General features: G+C 39.2%; 11 protein-coding genes. 8 read left to right on the forward strand and 3 right to left on the reverse strand.

Annotated elements, in window-relative coordinates; all coding sequences use genetic code 11:
• Positions 1 to 78: 78 nt before the first annotated feature.
• Positions 79 to 675 (reverse strand): TetR/AcrR family transcriptional regulator, encoded by a 597-nt coding sequence (locus J2S11_RS17885; RefSeq protein WP_307396877.1) that lies wholly within the window; start codon positions 673 to 675, stop codon positions 79 to 81.
• Between the two features lie 372 nt (positions 676 to 1,047).
• Here J2S11_RS17885 and J2S11_RS17890 point away from each other — a divergent pair, with 372 nt between their 5' ends.
• On the forward strand, positions 1,048 to 1,896 hold the full coding sequence (locus tag J2S11_RS17890) for a DegV family protein (RefSeq protein ID WP_307396879.1): 849 nt from the start codon (positions 1,048 to 1,050) through the stop codon (positions 1,894 to 1,896).
• Positions 1,897 to 2,107: 211 nt separating this feature from the next.
• On the opposite strand, the gene J2S11_RS17895 is transcribed toward J2S11_RS17890, so the two are convergent.
• Positions 2,108 to 3,751, reverse strand: coding sequence for a PucR family transcriptional regulator (locus tag J2S11_RS17895; RefSeq protein ID WP_307396881.1), 1,644 nt, complete (start codon positions 3,749 to 3,751; stop codon positions 2,108 to 2,110).
• Positions 3,752 to 3,831: 80 nt separating this feature from the next.
• Positions 3,832 to 5,868 (reverse strand): methyl-accepting chemotaxis protein, encoded by a 2,037-nt coding sequence (locus J2S11_RS17900; protein ID WP_307396883.1) that lies wholly within the window; start codon positions 5,866 to 5,868, stop codon positions 3,832 to 3,834.
• A 469-nt stretch (positions 5,869 to 6,337) separates the two neighbouring features.
• On the opposite strand from J2S11_RS17900, the gene atzD reads away from it, so the two are divergent.
• The 7 genes from atzD to arcC all read left to right on the forward strand — a co-directional run bounded on the left by atzD (position 6,338) and on the right by arcC (position 15,137).
• Positions 6,338 to 7,447: a cyanuric acid amidohydrolase gene (atzD, locus tag J2S11_RS17905; protein WP_307396885.1), complete on the forward strand. Its 1,110-nt coding sequence runs from the start codon at positions 6,338 to 6,340 to the stop codon at positions 7,445 to 7,447.
• Positions 7,448 to 7,490: 43 nt separating this feature from the next.
• Entirely contained in the window at positions 7,491 to 8,744 is a 1,254-nt protein-coding gene (locus J2S11_RS17910) for a transporter (protein WP_307396887.1), read from the forward strand.
• A gap of 65 nt (positions 8,745 to 8,809) precedes the next feature.
• Complete coding sequence (locus J2S11_RS17915; RefSeq protein ID WP_307396889.1) at positions 8,810 to 10,117, forward strand: uracil-xanthine permease family protein; 1,308 nt, start codon at positions 8,810 to 8,812, stop codon at positions 10,115 to 10,117.
• A gap of 117 nt (positions 10,118 to 10,234) precedes the next feature.
• Positions 10,235 to 11,182 (forward strand): oxamate carbamoyltransferase subunit AllH family protein, encoded by a 948-nt coding sequence (locus J2S11_RS17920; protein ID WP_307396891.1) that lies wholly within the window; start codon positions 10,235 to 10,237, stop codon positions 11,180 to 11,182.
• A gap of 44 nt (positions 11,183 to 11,226) precedes the next feature.
• Positions 11,227 to 12,786: an acyl-CoA synthetase FdrA gene (gene fdrA / locus J2S11_RS17925; RefSeq protein WP_307396893.1), complete on the forward strand. Its 1,560-nt coding sequence runs from the start codon at positions 11,227 to 11,229 to the stop codon at positions 12,784 to 12,786.
• Positions 12,786 to 14,201, forward strand: coding sequence for a YlbE family protein (locus tag J2S11_RS17930; RefSeq protein WP_307396894.1), 1,416 nt, complete (start codon positions 12,786 to 12,788; stop codon positions 14,199 to 14,201). Before fdrA ends, J2S11_RS17930 begins: the two co-directional genes overlap by 1 nt.
• A complete protein-coding gene (gene arcC, locus J2S11_RS17935) occupies positions 14,202 to 15,137 on the forward strand; it encodes a carbamate kinase (RefSeq protein ID WP_307396897.1) in 936 nt (311 codons plus the stop codon).
• The last annotated feature ends 123 nt before the right edge of the window (positions 15,138 to 15,260 follow it).

Here is a 15,260-nt window from a genome sequence, read left to right on the forward strand (position 1 = left end):
AAAATAGAAAGCTCATAAGACTAGTATTCCTATGAACATCCGTATAGTTTTTTAAAAGAATAGTGTTTTGGCCCATATTCAGTTTGAGCTAGCCAAATAAGGGCGCAGAACGGACAAAATAAGCTGAATCCCCTGCTCAATGCGATTCTCATCTATATGTGCTCCACTGACCTCGACAAAGGATAACCAATAGTTACTGATAATCCAGCATGATGTCAGTAAAGAATCCACATCCTTTGAACTCTCTGGAAGGGAGAGAATACCAGCATTAATAAAAGCCTGAAAAAACTCTTTCTGTTCTACCATGCGTTGCTGCTGAATATGTTGATGGGCTTCCTTGAGCTTAGTGTCATGCTTAATCAAGAGAATAAGTTCACGGTAAAAAAAGCGATATTTCCACTCCAACCGCAGACTAAGTCGGATTACAGCAATCAAATCGTCCAAGCTAGGCAGCCAATCTGCTGGAGGGAGGAGCCAGAGGGAATCCCAATCAGATATCATGGACTCGAAAATAGCTCGAATAATCTCCTCCTTATTCTGAAAATGGTAGTATAGATTCCCCGGACTAATTCCTAATTCTTTGGCGATGTGATTTGTCGAAATGGCTCCAGTCCCTGATTCATTAAATAGCTTTACAGCTGTTTGTATAATCTTATCTTTTGTTTTTGAGCTCATTTGCAACACTCCCCATTAGAGGTTATGATCTGCTTAGCATTTCTTAGGTAAAAAGAAGTTGTTATAAAAAATAGAGCAATTACTCTAATTTGAACTTATTACAAGAATAGAGTATTTACTCTAAAAAATCAAGAGCCTCTGTATGATTGTGTCACAATTCTATGAACTTATTAAAATTTGCTTTAAATTTAAACCTTATTTATAGGGATAGCCTTGATGTTAGAGTGGGTTACCGCTACAATGTAAGTAACAATGAGGCTGGAATAGTAAGAAGATAAATGATGGACTAGACGACTTCTTCGAGAGGACTTCGATAGAAGCTTTTCTTATTGCTCTTCGTAGCTGGCTTAGAAAATGACGGGACGTGAGAAGATGGCAAAGATTAAGATTGTGACTGATTCTACGGTTGATATGACGGAGGAAATGCTTCGGAAATACGATATTGAGGTTGTTCCTTTGTCGATTACAATTGATGGACAAACGTATCTGGATCGAGTTGATCTGTCTCCAGATACATTTATTGAAAAGATGAGAGAAACACAGGAGCTACCTAAAAGCTCACAGCCTCCAGTAGGAGAGTTTGTCGAAGTATATGAACGCTTAGCCAAGGCGGGGTTTGATGTTCTCTCTATTCATATAACAGGCTCAATGAGTGGTACAGTACAATCGGCTCAAATGGCTGCGGACATGGCTGAAGCAAACGTGAAGGTGATAGATTCTAGATTTATTTCCAAGGCTCTTTCCTTTCAGGTGATTGAGGCAGCGAGGATGGCAAAAGAAGGGCATTCTTTAGAGGAAATTATAGCAAGACTTGACCAGATTCGTGAGCAAACTCGCCTCTTTCTCATGGTTGATACCCTTGATAATCTAGTCAAAGGTGGTCGTATAGGGAGAGCGAGCGGGTTTATCGGATCCATTTTGAAAATAAAGCCAATCGCAGCTCTAGAGGATGGAGCTTTGGCTCCTGTAACGAAAGTTAGAAGCTATTCTCAGGTCATCAAGCATTTTTCGGAGCAATTTGCTGAAGACATTAAAGGGAAAACAGTTAAAGGAATTGGAATTGCCCATGCGGAAGCTCTTGAGCTAGCAACAAAGCTTAAAGCCTCTCTATCTTCAGTTACGGACTTCAAGAATATTGAGATTGAATTTACGACTCCTATCATTAGTACACATACAGGTCCAGGAGCGATTGGTTTTATGTACTACTTTGATAAAAAATAATATAAAGGATGCACCCTAAAAGCTTACGGAATGTTCTGCTTTCAGTATAGGGACCTTATCCTACCAAAGAACCTGTGTATCTTTTCTCGTAGAGAGGATACACAGGTTATTAGAGTGAATAAGTAATCCAATGAGTGGTCCAAGGTAGACATTCTAGCTTAGGTGAAAGCATGAGCAACAGGTCAATGTATTCGATGTAGCTTTAATCTAACTATTCAAATGATCCTGCCCCTTGTCCCAAACCATTGTTCGACCTTAGCCAAAGATACACATTGTAGGCAAAGACGATTTCGACAACCTCTAAGCCGTTTTCTGTATTTATTCCTAATTCCTTTATCCTTTCAATCCTATAGCGTAGTGTGTTGTAATGAACAAATAATCTTTTTGCTGCCTGCTTTGCATTAAAATTTTCCTCTATTAATACGATAAGTGTTTCTAAAAGGCTCATATCGGAAACTTTGTCATGCTTCAAAATTTTACCCAATTTGTTCTCAATATATGTACTTAAAACAGTGCTATCAGGTACTTCCTTTATAATGTTAAACATTTGATAATCATCATAATGAGTCACAAATGGAGGTTGTTTCATGATCATCCCTACTTTTAAACTATTGTGTGCCTCTTGATAGGCAGAGGGCAAGTCGCCAAGCTCTCGTACTGTACTGGAAATTCCGATCCCTAATTTTACAGTATCGTTATATTGATTTATAATCCATTTCCCAACTTCGATCGCTTTTTCCTTCATTTCATGCGTGGGTCCTATATTTATAAATAAGACAAGAGAATCATCTAGGTATACGCTTTTAGATTGATCGCTGATCAATGACATCTGTTCTTCCAACGTTTTTTCAATGACTTGTGTATCTATGATCTGTTGATATATTTCCTTCTTCCGTTTTTCATCGTCATTCAACACTTTAATGACAATAACGACTAGCGGGAACTCTACCTTCCAGCCAAATGCCATGGCTTTATTGATCATTTCCATTTGAGATGTTATCCTACCTTGAAGAATATCTCTAATAAATGCATCTTGAAAGGATCTTTCTTTTTCCAATACAGCGTAATTTTTATAGAAAAGTGAGGCGATTAATAGAGAAGCTTGCTGTACGGCTACAACCAAATCTTTTTGCTCCGCATCTCCATTTAAAACGACTATATATCCGAAATTTGTTTCCCCTCCTGTAATTGAATAGCTTAAGTAAGACCCCTCCCGATATTCTATACCGTCTATTTGTACGATAATCGGTCTGTCATCGCGCTCATTTTGAGGGTGGCTTATCACTACCTCTTGGTCAGCTATTTCTTTGGATAAACATGTTACTTTAAACATATGATCCAATAAAATGATGGGAAGATTAACGATCTCAGATAAATTGTCTACCAGAGAATTTATATTTTCTCCTCTTAAAAATATATTCATGAGACGTTCATGAACATAATTTCTAAAATTTAAAAGATCGATATGCTTATTTAATGATACTTCAAGGATTTCTGTAACTAAACTAGATAAGTTAGCATCTTCTGGCAACTCGATAATTGGAAAATTTAGCTGATTGGCTTGATTAATCATTGTTGATGGTATTCTATCAATATATCTAATAGGTTTGATACATATTCCAGCCAGATTCAATCGTGCAAGCTTGGGAATAAGCTCATTAATGGCTTCGTTATTATTGGATATGGGATAGAGAGTCGTAATCAGAAGGCTATGATCATTTACATAAGAAAATATATCAGGCACTTCCATTAAAGTGGCATTGTTCACAATATTCAAAAGGCCATCTTCTCCAGCCACTAATCTGGCCTTACTAAAGCCTCTTAATTTTAATACATCCTTTAAGATTAGGGACATATATAACCATCCATTTCAATTAGTTTAAAAAAACTTCGTAACCCTGAGCCAAAGCTAGGCACAGGGCTACGTGTAATTATTTATCCTTTAATCTCATTTTCATGGCTGAGTTCTTTTTTTACTGAAAACTGACCAACCATCTCCTGGAGTTCCATGGCCATATGGCTTAAAGATTCAGCCGAAGCTGAAATTTCCTTCATATTTTCATTTTGGTTAGTTATGGAAAAAGATACTTCGTTCAGATTGTTTGATGATTGTTTGCTAATGTCAACAACATCTTGGGCTGAAGCTGACACTTCCTCAGTGCTTGCTGATATTTGTTCAGTTGCAGCAGACACCTCCTGGACTTGACTATTTACTCTATTAATAGCTTCTAGGATCGTACCGAATACTGACCCTACCGTTTGAACTTGCTGCACACCCTTTTCTACTTCTTCCATCCCCGAAGCCATGGCGTGGGATGCATTTTCTGTTGCTCCAACGATCAATTGGATAATACTTGTAATATCCTCGGTAGCTTGACTTGTTTGTTCAGCTAGATTTTTGACTTCTGTCGCTACCACGGCAAATCCTTTTCCGTGTTCTCCTGCTCTAGCTGCTTCAATTGAAGCGTTTAGGGCAAGGAGGTTTGTCTGGTTAGCAATCCCTGAAATCATGGAAACAATATTTTCAATTTCTTGAGATTTTTCATTTAAGAACTGAACCTCATTTGTACACTGTTCAACATTAAGCTTAATTGAGTTCATTTGAGCTATGGCATTTTTAACCTCTGAATCACCTAGATTAACTTCTTTTGTCACACCTTGAGTAGAATCTGTTACTACAGTTGCAGATTGTGCTATCTGTTGAATGCCTAAGGCAATCTCATCCACTACAATAGCCACCTGTTCAGTTGATCTGTATTGAGACTCCGCTCCTTTAACCACTTCATCTACTGAATCTGTTATTACTTTTGAAGTAGTGGTCGAATCTACGGCTATTGCTGTTAGTTCTTCGGAAGCTGAAGCTACGTGTTCAGTAGATTGTGCTAATTTAGTGACCATCAATGAGAATGAGTCTAGCATATCATTAATGTTTCTTCTTAAATCTGCTATTTCGTCATTTCCATTTACCCGTAATCTTTCTGTTAAATCCCCTTTTGCTACCTTTTTCATGATCGATGTAATTTCAAGCACTGGCTTGATCACTACTTTCGCAGCAAAGAAAGCAATTAGGATCACAGCAACAATGGAAATTAAGATAATGATATAGGCTGAATTTCTTGCTTCTGCAATTTCTTTAAACACTTCAGTTGTAGGTGCACTTGTTATTAATCTCCAGCCTGTTTGTTCAATCGTCGAAAACGCAGTAGACATTTCTATTCCATCGATTCCGGTATATGTAATATTTCCTCCACTTTCCTGCAACACTACTTCTGCGAAAAGCTCTTGACTGCCTGGACTGAGATTTTCCGAGACATTCATCCCTATATTTTCAACTTCAGGATGTAATAAATATGTTCCATCTGATGCAAGTAAATAGGCATAGCCTGTTTCCTCTACCTGAATTCGATCGACAATATTTAAAATTTCAGCTGGATTTAGAGCAGCCTGAACAATCCCTTTGAATTGTCCTTGGCTATTGACCAAAGGAACATCAATAATAATGATGTTACTCCCATCTGTCACAGCCTGTAAAATATCTGATATTGACAGCTCTAAACTATTCTTAGCATTTTGTATATTTTGAAATTGACTAACATCATTGACTCTATCTAACGTATCGTGAGCAGTAAGGCTTTCGTCTACAAACCTAAAATATTGTACTTCAGCATCACTGGCGTCTAGTACTTTTAATATAGGCAATATTTCATCTTTGTTTCCTCTTAGAAATTCTGGATGTTTGTCGATTACATTCTCTAGTGCATTGACCTTTTGGCTAAGCCACAAACTAATCATATCCCCATTTGTACGTGACAACTCAACTTGGGCCTCTTCTGTTTTACCTTCTAATACAGAAATGGACTGAAACATTAAGACGATGGTAACTAAAGCGAGAGGCACAATTGAGATGAGTAAAAGTAAAAACATGATTTTGGTCTTAATTGATTTAAGTTTAATGAGATCTCCCTTTTTCACATTGTATTCCTCCATTTGTATTAAATCTCTTGATCAGGGGCAGAGGATCGCACAAAGGATCAGCTTCAAAAAAATTTTCATTCGACCCCCATAAATCCATAGTTCTCATTATTCCAAAGTTTCCTTTTTTGTCAACATTAAATATACACATGCATGGTCATTTGTAGATAGTGACACAGCTATTTTCCGATTTATATTATGCAAGGTAAAAGTCGACACAGGCTTGCTATTATCCTAAATATCGCCTGTGTCGATTTTCTTTATCAATTTTTCAGGTCATATTCCATTGTGAACTATTTACAATAGTTACTTTTATTTTTGGTTAATTATTATAATGACGAAAAAATAAATTGTTTGTTATGATTTGGTAATAAGTAAAGAATTTTGTTGAAAATTCGTATAGATTAAAGAAACATGTCGAATTTTCGCATAATTTTAAGTCCAGGTTATAACATGAGGAGGATTACAAATGGTGGATGTAAAGGTATACCGAATTCCAATGTCTGCACCTGATGATATGTCAAGCTTAAAGGAATTAATTGATAGTGGTCAGATTAATCCAACTGAAATCGTAGCTGTTTTAGGGAAAACAGAGGGGAATGGATGTGTAAATGATTTCACTAGAGGGTTTGCAACCTCAGCGTTTAGAAGCTTTTTAGCTAGAATCCTTGGGCAAACAGAGCAGCAAGTAGAGGAAAAGATTGCTTTCGTCATGTCAGGTGGGACTGAGGGTGTGATGACCCCCCATGCTACTATCTTTACTAAAAATGAGGTAGACACAAATACAGAGCTATCTAGAGAAAAGGGATTAACGGTTAGTGTAGGATTTACTAGAAACTTTTTACCCGAAGAGATAGGTACCTTAACGATGGTTCAAGAGGTAGAGAGAGTCGTTCTTGGGCTAATGGAGACAGCAGGGATAGAAGAAAAAGAAGATGTTCATTTTGTACAGATCAAGTGTCCTCTACTAACTTCTGATAGGATTTTAGAAGCAAAATCAAGAGGTAAATCAGTTGCAGTAGAAGATACCTATAAATCTATGGGCTATTCAAGAGGTGCATCCGCCCTTGGAGTAGCTGTGGCCTTAGAAGAAGTGAATCGAACAGCTGTTACAGAAGAAAGTATTTTGAATGATTGGTCTTTATATTCCAGTGTCGCTTCCACTTCTGCTGGCGTAGAGCTGATGAATTGTGAAATTATACTAATGGGAAATTCTAAAAAATCAATGAGCAAGTATAGAATTGGACATAGTGTCATGAATGACGCTATTGATCTGAATGCCGTTATTGAAGCGATGAAAAATAGTGGCTTAGAGATTGATAAATTACCTACAGCAGAAGACAATAACCGCATCGTCAATATTTTAGCTAAAGCTGAGGCTTCTCCAGATGGACTTGTCAGAAATAGACGCCATACGATGTTGACAGATTCTGATATTAACCATACGCGCCAAGCCCGAGCAGTCGTAAATGGAGTTATTGCATCTATCACAGGAGATCCTATGGTATACGTATCTGGCGGCGCTGAGCATCAAGGGCCAGCTGGTGGAGGTCCAATAGCCGTTATTATTAAAAAGTAACGATTTGGTTTTAAGCAAAATTTGTAATAGGTGGTGAAGTCCGATGAGTTTATTAATGAATAGTATTCCCTTAATTGTTATCATTGTTCTTTTATATAAAAGGCAGCACATGCTATTCGCTGGATTAGTAGGGGGAGTATTAGCGTTTATTATAGGTGGATTAACAGTAGATCAGGCAACGTCCATTTTTGTTGGCGGGATTTCAAACATGCTAGGAATCACAATACCGATCATTTACGCAGCGGCAGCAATGATGGTATCAAAAGCTGGAAGTATCCAAGCGTTAGTGGAACTAGCTAGCAGAGGGATAAAAGGTAAAGTCAGTATTCTAGCAGGAGTGATCGTATTAATCCAAGCCTTTGCCACCTACATGGCCGGGATGGGAGCAGGTAACACTATGGTTACGGCGCCATTAATGGCTATGGCTGTAGGGGCTAATCCTTTTGTCATTGCAGCTATGTCTATTGCTACAGCGGTTGGCTTCACGACTTCTCCAGCCTCTACTGAAACCATATTAGCTGCTGAGAGTGCAGGACTTGATGTGATTACACATGCAAGTGCCATGCTGCCTTATACGATGTTGTTTTACCTATTAGCTGCTGGATTAGCCATTTATGGCGTACATAAAAATGGTGCTCTCATCAATCAGGATGGTAAAAAAGAAGAGCAGAATGAAAAGACAAATAATTGGACTCTATTAAAACAATCCATACCAGCTGTTGCTTTACTTGTTATGGTGTTAGCAGGAAATAGCATCAATTCAATGCTAGAAATAAAAATCTTCACACCTGCATCCATTGTGATTATAACGGCTGTATTAACAGTCCTATTAACACCATTAAACATTAACAAAACAGGTGAAGCCTTGGTTGACGGCTCCAAATTTATTTTAACAACATTGTTTGGTGTAGGGATCTTCCTTGGCTTTATTAACATGATTGGAGAGTTAGGCACTTTTGCACAAATAGCTGCTCTAGCAAACAATGTACCGAACATGATTGTTTTACCTGTAGCTATGATCCTTGCCTTTTTAATCGCCATTCCTTCTGGAGCTATGACAGCTGGAGTTTTGACTCTAATCTTACCTACTTTAGCCGCCTTGGGATTACCACCTTTAGCAATGGGATTTGTGGCTATAGCGACTGGTCTTGGTACACAAATAAGCCCTGTACAAATTAACGTAGCAGCTCTAGCAGACGGCTTTAAACTAGACATTATTGATATTATCAAAGGGAATATGAAATTTGTCCTAGGGGCGTTAGCTTTATTAATCGTAATCGCAATGATCGTTGTCTGATTTTCTAAACACGCACTAGAACACTATGATAATTATGTCATTTTAGTAGAGCGAAAGGCGTGAGAATGATTAACAAGAGCGAGTCAACAGAGATTGAGGTTATTTATGGGATTCATGACAAACCTAAGCTATCACTCGGGATACCCTTAGCCATTCAACATATTTTAGCTATGTTTGTGGCTAATATTACGGTCCCTCTTCTCGTGTCATCCTTATTAGGATTATCCTCGGCTGAAACGACGTTCTTAATCCAGTGCGCTATTTTAATGGCTGGGGTAACAACTTTCATCCAGGTTATGCGCTATAGATTTGGGATAGGGTCTGGTCTTCCCATCGTCATGGGGACAAGTAATGCCTTTATTCCGGTGGTAGTTGTGATAGCTACTGATTATGGAATAGGGGCAGTCCTAGTGGCAAGCTTTATTGGTGGATTATTTGAGATTATTCTGGGAAGATATCTTATTCATGTAAAAAGAATCTTTACACCATTAGTGGCTGGAATAGTCGTCTTAACCATAGGCATCACACTGATACCGGTTGGAATAAGACAAGCTGCTGGTGGAAGCAGCAATATGGGTGACCTAACAAGTCTTGCTATTGCGGGGCTCGTCTTACTAACAATTATTATCTTTAACCAAAGTAAAAATAAAGTACTTAAGTCTTCGTCCATACTCATCGGGATCGGGGTAGGTTACGTCGTTTCTATCTTACTCGGATTAGTAGACATCACACCAGTCATAGAATCAAGTTGGCTATCATTTCCCCAGCCCTTTCAATATCAATGGACTTTTGAGCCCGTAGCTATCATTGCCATGTTATTTATGTATATCGCCACGGCCATTGAATCGGTTGGAGATATTTCAGCGATTACGAATGGTGCAGAGGGGAGAGAGGCAACAAAAAAGGAGCTGCGTGGCGGGGTTGTTGCGGATGGAATTTCAAGCAGTATAGCTGCATTATTCAATGCATTTCCAAACACTTCGTACTCCCAAAATATCGGTGTAGTTAACTTAACAGGTGTGTTTAGTGTATTTGTCATCAAAATAGGTGCGGTAATCCTCATTCTATTATCCTTGTTACCTAAATTTGCAGCGTTCATCACCATTATGCCTCAGCCTGTATTAGGGGGCGCAGCCGTTGCGATGTTCGCCATGGTTGCTGTTTCAGGGGTATCATTATTGAAAAAAATCAAGCTTGATAGTAGAAATATACTCATTATTGCCGTAGCTTTAGGATTGGGTATAGGGTTCAATGTTGTCCCAGAAGCGACTCAGCAACTTCCAGAAAATGTACAATTAATTTTAACAACAGGTCTCGTACCGGCAGCATTGGTCGCCATCCTATTAGATTTGTTGCTACCTAAAAAACAATAGATTGATAAGGATGCCAAAATACTAGAATAGATTGTTCCATTATAACCTAACGCTTTCGTAGGACTCGGCGATAAGTCAAGTTTTTCTAAAAAGTTATAGGAGGGGGGAGGACAACAGATGAATAGTGAGTTTAATGCTGAATGTTTGACCCTCTCCTTTGATGAAGGATTTAAGAAACTAATGGATAGAGGAAATGCTGAGGCTGTGAGCCAAGTTGGCATCGTTCATAGCGTATTTAATAAAGTGATTAACTTTAAAGACCATAAAAATCAACTGCATAGCCTATTGCATAGGGATATGGACAATGGCCCTTATTCCATAAGGGTAGATAGGAAAGGGTCATGTTCCTTCCAAGACTTTTTGATACATGTAAATGATGCAGTATATATGTCAAAGGATTACTTAGTCATAGGAAATCTTTTCAAGCTGAAGCTTAGTAGGAGTCGCTTATGGCAACCACAGCCAATTAAGCTGGATTTGAATAGAGCATATGACTTATTAAATAAAAATATTGAGCGATATAATCAGTATTTGTTAGTAAGCGGATCAAGTGGAGGCGTAAAGCACTATTATCTAAAAAATCACTTGCATCTCCCTGTCAAACATCATCCAACGCTAATAGAAAAAGAGCTGGAGAAAAGAATTCTCAATTTTAGATGGAGCGTTCAGAATAACGGTCAAGCTCTTGAAGAGCATATCAACGCTCTGCTAGGCTTCGGAAATGGCTTGACTCCCTCGGGGGATGACTTTTTAGCGGGATATATATTGGCACTAAACACCGTTCAACGTAGAGAGGCCAGTAAAATACTCCGTAAAATAAAAGGTTTGCTGGGTGCTCAGAAGCTGCCTACTACGGATATTAGTATTACGATGCTGAAAGCAACACTTGAAGGTAAAACAAGAGAATATATTCATCAATTTATTTGCTCTCTTTTTGACGATGACGATTCGAGAATGATCCGTAACACTGAACAGGTGTTAGCCATTGGGTCATCCTCCGGAACAGATTTATCGATTGGGATCTCTGTAGGATTATCTGATTTTTTGGAAGATTCAGTAAAATAATAGGATTAAAGTGATTAGAATAGTACTGAAAAGGAGAAATGTACATGTCATCTAAGGTCGTTATTAAAAAAAATTCCTATCATGATTCAGTGACATTGATGTCCCTAGCGAGCAAAGCGCTGTCTATTGAAGGTGTCAATGAAGCGATTGTATCCATGGCCACAGCAATGAATAAGGATTTAATTCAGCAAGTTGGTCTTATGACTGAGGAAGTAGCCCAAGCTACCCCAAATGATCTGATTATCGCCATTAGTGCGAACTCAGAGGAAATTAGCGAACAAGCTCTACAATTCATTGAGGAAGCATTCCAGTCTAAGCAAAAAAAATCAAAAGGGGAAAAGAATAAATCCTATCAAACGATTAATACGGCACTTGAAGCTGAAGGGGAACACCAAATAGCTATTATCTCTGTTCCTGGAGATTTTGCTGCCAGGGAAGCAAATATTGCCTTAGATAAGGGGCTTCATGTCATGATGTTTAGTGATAACGTTTCAATTGAAGACGAGAAGCAGCTTAAGCAGAAAGCGGTAGAAAAGAATTTATTTGTTATGGGACCAGATTGTGGAACAGCCATCATCAATGGAGTAGGACTCTGCTTTGCAAACAATGTAAGGAAAGGCAACATCGGCTTAGTTGCTGCCTCCGGAACAGGTCTTCAGGAAGTCACTGTTCAGATTGATCGCTTAGGTGGTGGGATTACTCAGGCGTTTGGAACGGGTGGACGTGATCTCTATGAATCTATTGGTGGCATCATGATGAAGCAAGGGCTAAAAGCACTGGCCGAGGATGAAAATACGGAGGTCATCGTGTTAATTTCCAAACCACCTGCTAAGAAGGTTCAGGACGAAATACTGGAGCTTGTAAAATCCATTAATAAGCCAGTTGTTATCTCTTTTATTGATGGTGATGAGCAAGCTGTAAAAGAAGCAGGAGCATATTATGGGGAAAGTCTGGCGGATACCGCTTATCAAGCCGTTAAGCTAGCAAATCCTACTGGAAACCCGCCACAGATCGTCAGTGGTACAGATGAGGAAACAATTCAACATGAGGCAGTGAGGCTTGCCGCATCACAGCAATATATTCGCGCATTGTTCTGTGGAGGCACACTATGTTCGGAGGCTTTGTCAATTTTAAGAAATGCTGGCTTAGAAGTTAGAAGCAATGTATCTAAGAAGGATCATGAACAGCTTTTAGATATAAAAAACAGCATGGGACACACCCTGCTAGACTTAGGTGAAGATGAATTTACAGTTGGAAGGCCTCATCCAATGATTGATCCAACGATTCGTAATGAAAGGATCATTCAGGAAGCGCGGGATCCTGAAACGGCTGTCCTTCTCTTAGACTTTGAACTGGGCTACGGAGCACACGAAGATCCAATTGGATCTGCTTTAGAATTCATACAAAGAGCTAGAAAAACGGCGGAGGAAGAAGGTAGATACTTTCCTGTTATCGCATACGTTTGCGGGACCGAAGCAGATAAGCAAAGCTTATCTGAGTCTGAAAGAAAGCTAAAAGAAGCTGGGGTATTGGTTGCTAACAGTAATGTACAAGCTGTCGAGTTAGCCAATCAACTTATTTCTAGCAAAGGGGGAAAAGCGTAATGAGTAGCATAAATACGTTGTTTTCAAGCTCACTTCGAGTATTGAACGTAGGTACAGAAACGTTTAAACAGGATATCCTTCTTCAACAAGGAGATGTGACTCAAGTAGATTGGCGTCCTCCTGCGGGCGGAAATGTAGAGTTAGTCAGAGCTTTAGCTAGACTAGAGAACAACCCTGCTATTGACGAAGCCAATCAAAAAGCGGTTGAGATTTTAAAATCTGCCCATCCTGTTCTCATTGATATGGATCTGGCAATCAACGTCATACCAGGCATGCATGAAAAATTAATTCTTCATGCAGGTCCACCGATCACATGGGAAAAAATGTGTGGTCCAATGCAGGGAGCCGTTATTGGTGCGTTAATTTTCGAGGGACTAGCTAACAATGAGGAAGAAGCGAGAGAATTAGTCAGCTCTGGTCAAATTGAATTTGCCCCATGTAATGAGCATGACGCTGTAGGTCCAATGGCCGGAATCATTTCTCCTTCAATGCCTGTGCACATTATACAAAATATAGAGCATGGAAATCATGCCTACTGTTCCATTAACGAAGGGTTAGGAAAAGTTTTAAGATATGGTGCCTTCTCTGATGACGTGATCAAGAGATTAAAGTGGTTAAAAGATGATTTTATGCCCGTGCTAAAGGAAGCCATTATTATAAGTAAGGGAATTGATCTTAAGTCGATTATTGCTCAAGCCTTGCATATGGGTGATGAAGTTCATAATCGGAACAAAGCGGCTACTAGCTTGTTTATCCGTCAAATAGTTCCCTACATTTTACAGACAAATGCGAGTGAGCTTATGCGTTCTGAGACGATCTCGTTCATCAATAATAATGACCACTACTTTTTAAACTTATCCATGCCTGCTTGTAAGGCGTCATTAGATGCCGCACACGGGATCGAAGGCTCCACGATCGTCACAGCGATGGCTAGAAATGGTGTAGAATTCGGTATACGTGTTAGTGGCTTACCAAAAGAGCAATGGTTTACTGGTCCAGCTAATTATATCAAAGGTCTACTTTTTCCTGGGTTTAGTCAAGAGGATGCAGCCCGAGATATTGGTGATAGCACGATAACCGAAACAATAGGTATTGGAGGATTTTCGATGGGTGGTGCTCCAGCTATTGTTCAGTTTGTTGGGGGATCTGTTGAAGATGCCATAGAATATAGTGAGAAGATGTATCAGATAACGACTGGCGAAAATAGTAACTACTCCATCCCAACTTTAGATTTTCGGGGATCGCCTATCGGAATTGATGTGCGCAAGGTCGTTGAAACGAACATATTACCGATTATAAATACGGGAATGGCTCATAAGGATGCAGGGATTGGTCAAGTAGGCGCAGGTCTGGTAGAACCACCGATGGCTTGTTTTGAAGGTGCCTTAAAAGCCCTTGCAAAGGAGGTCAGCTAATTGAGTAAAATTATGCTTGCTCTTGGCGGAAACGCATTGGGAGAATCGGCTGAAGAACAAAAAAAATTGGTAGGGGAAACGGCGTACTCGATCGTAGATTTAATTGAACAGGGCCATCAAGTAGTGATAGCTCATGGCAATGGCCCTCAAGTAGGAAAGATCCATTCAGCGTTAGAGCTTGCTGCTGAGCTAGAAAATTCAGACGGTATGCCTCTTCCTGAATGTGGGGCAATGAGTCAAGGCTATATTGGTTATCACCTACAAAATGCAATCCGTGAGGAATTATTAAATCGTCAAATTAAACGTCCTGTATCTGCTGTGGTAACACAGGTGGTAGTCGATCTCCATGACCCAGCTTTTAAAAATCCGTCAAAGCCAATAGGACGATTTTACACAGAAGAGCAGGCTAAGCGTCTTGCCTCTGAAAAAGGCTATGAAATGATGGAAGACTCAGGTCGTGGGTGGAGAAGGATTGTGCCGTCCCCCAAACCACAAAAAATAGTGGAGAAGGATACAATCAAGACGCTTCTGGATGCAGATGGTATTGTGATTTCTGTTGGCGGAGGTGGTATCCCAGTGATAGAGGAAGCAAACAAACTCACTGGCGTGAACGCTGTCATTGATAAAGATTTTGCTAGTAGTAAGTTAGCCCAAGAATTAGAATTAGATTATCTGTTTCTATTAACATCCGTTGAATGTGTTTCTATAAATTTTGGAAAACCAAATGAACAGCAGCTGAATAAAATTTCTTTAAGTGAAGCCATTGAATACATTCGTGATGGACAATTTGGTGCAGGAAGTATGCTACCTAAGGTTGAAGCAGCCATTGAATTTGTTCAATCAAAGCCTGGGAGAAAGGCGATCATCGCTTCAATTGAAAAGACAAAAGAAGCCATTCTCGGAGAGTCAGGAACTACTTTCTATTCCGATAAATAGGTAGAGGCTTTTAATTAGGAAGAGCATAAAAGCTCTTCTTTTTTCTAATTGTATGGATGATTTTTCAGCTCAAATGAAGTAAAATCAAAGAGCTTGTTCTTATTTTTCATTTTATTAATGAAT

The organism is Bacillus horti (assembly GCF_030813115.1).
GTDB lineage: Bacteria > Bacillota > Bacilli > Caldalkalibacillales > JCM-10596 > Bacillus_CH > Bacillus_CH horti.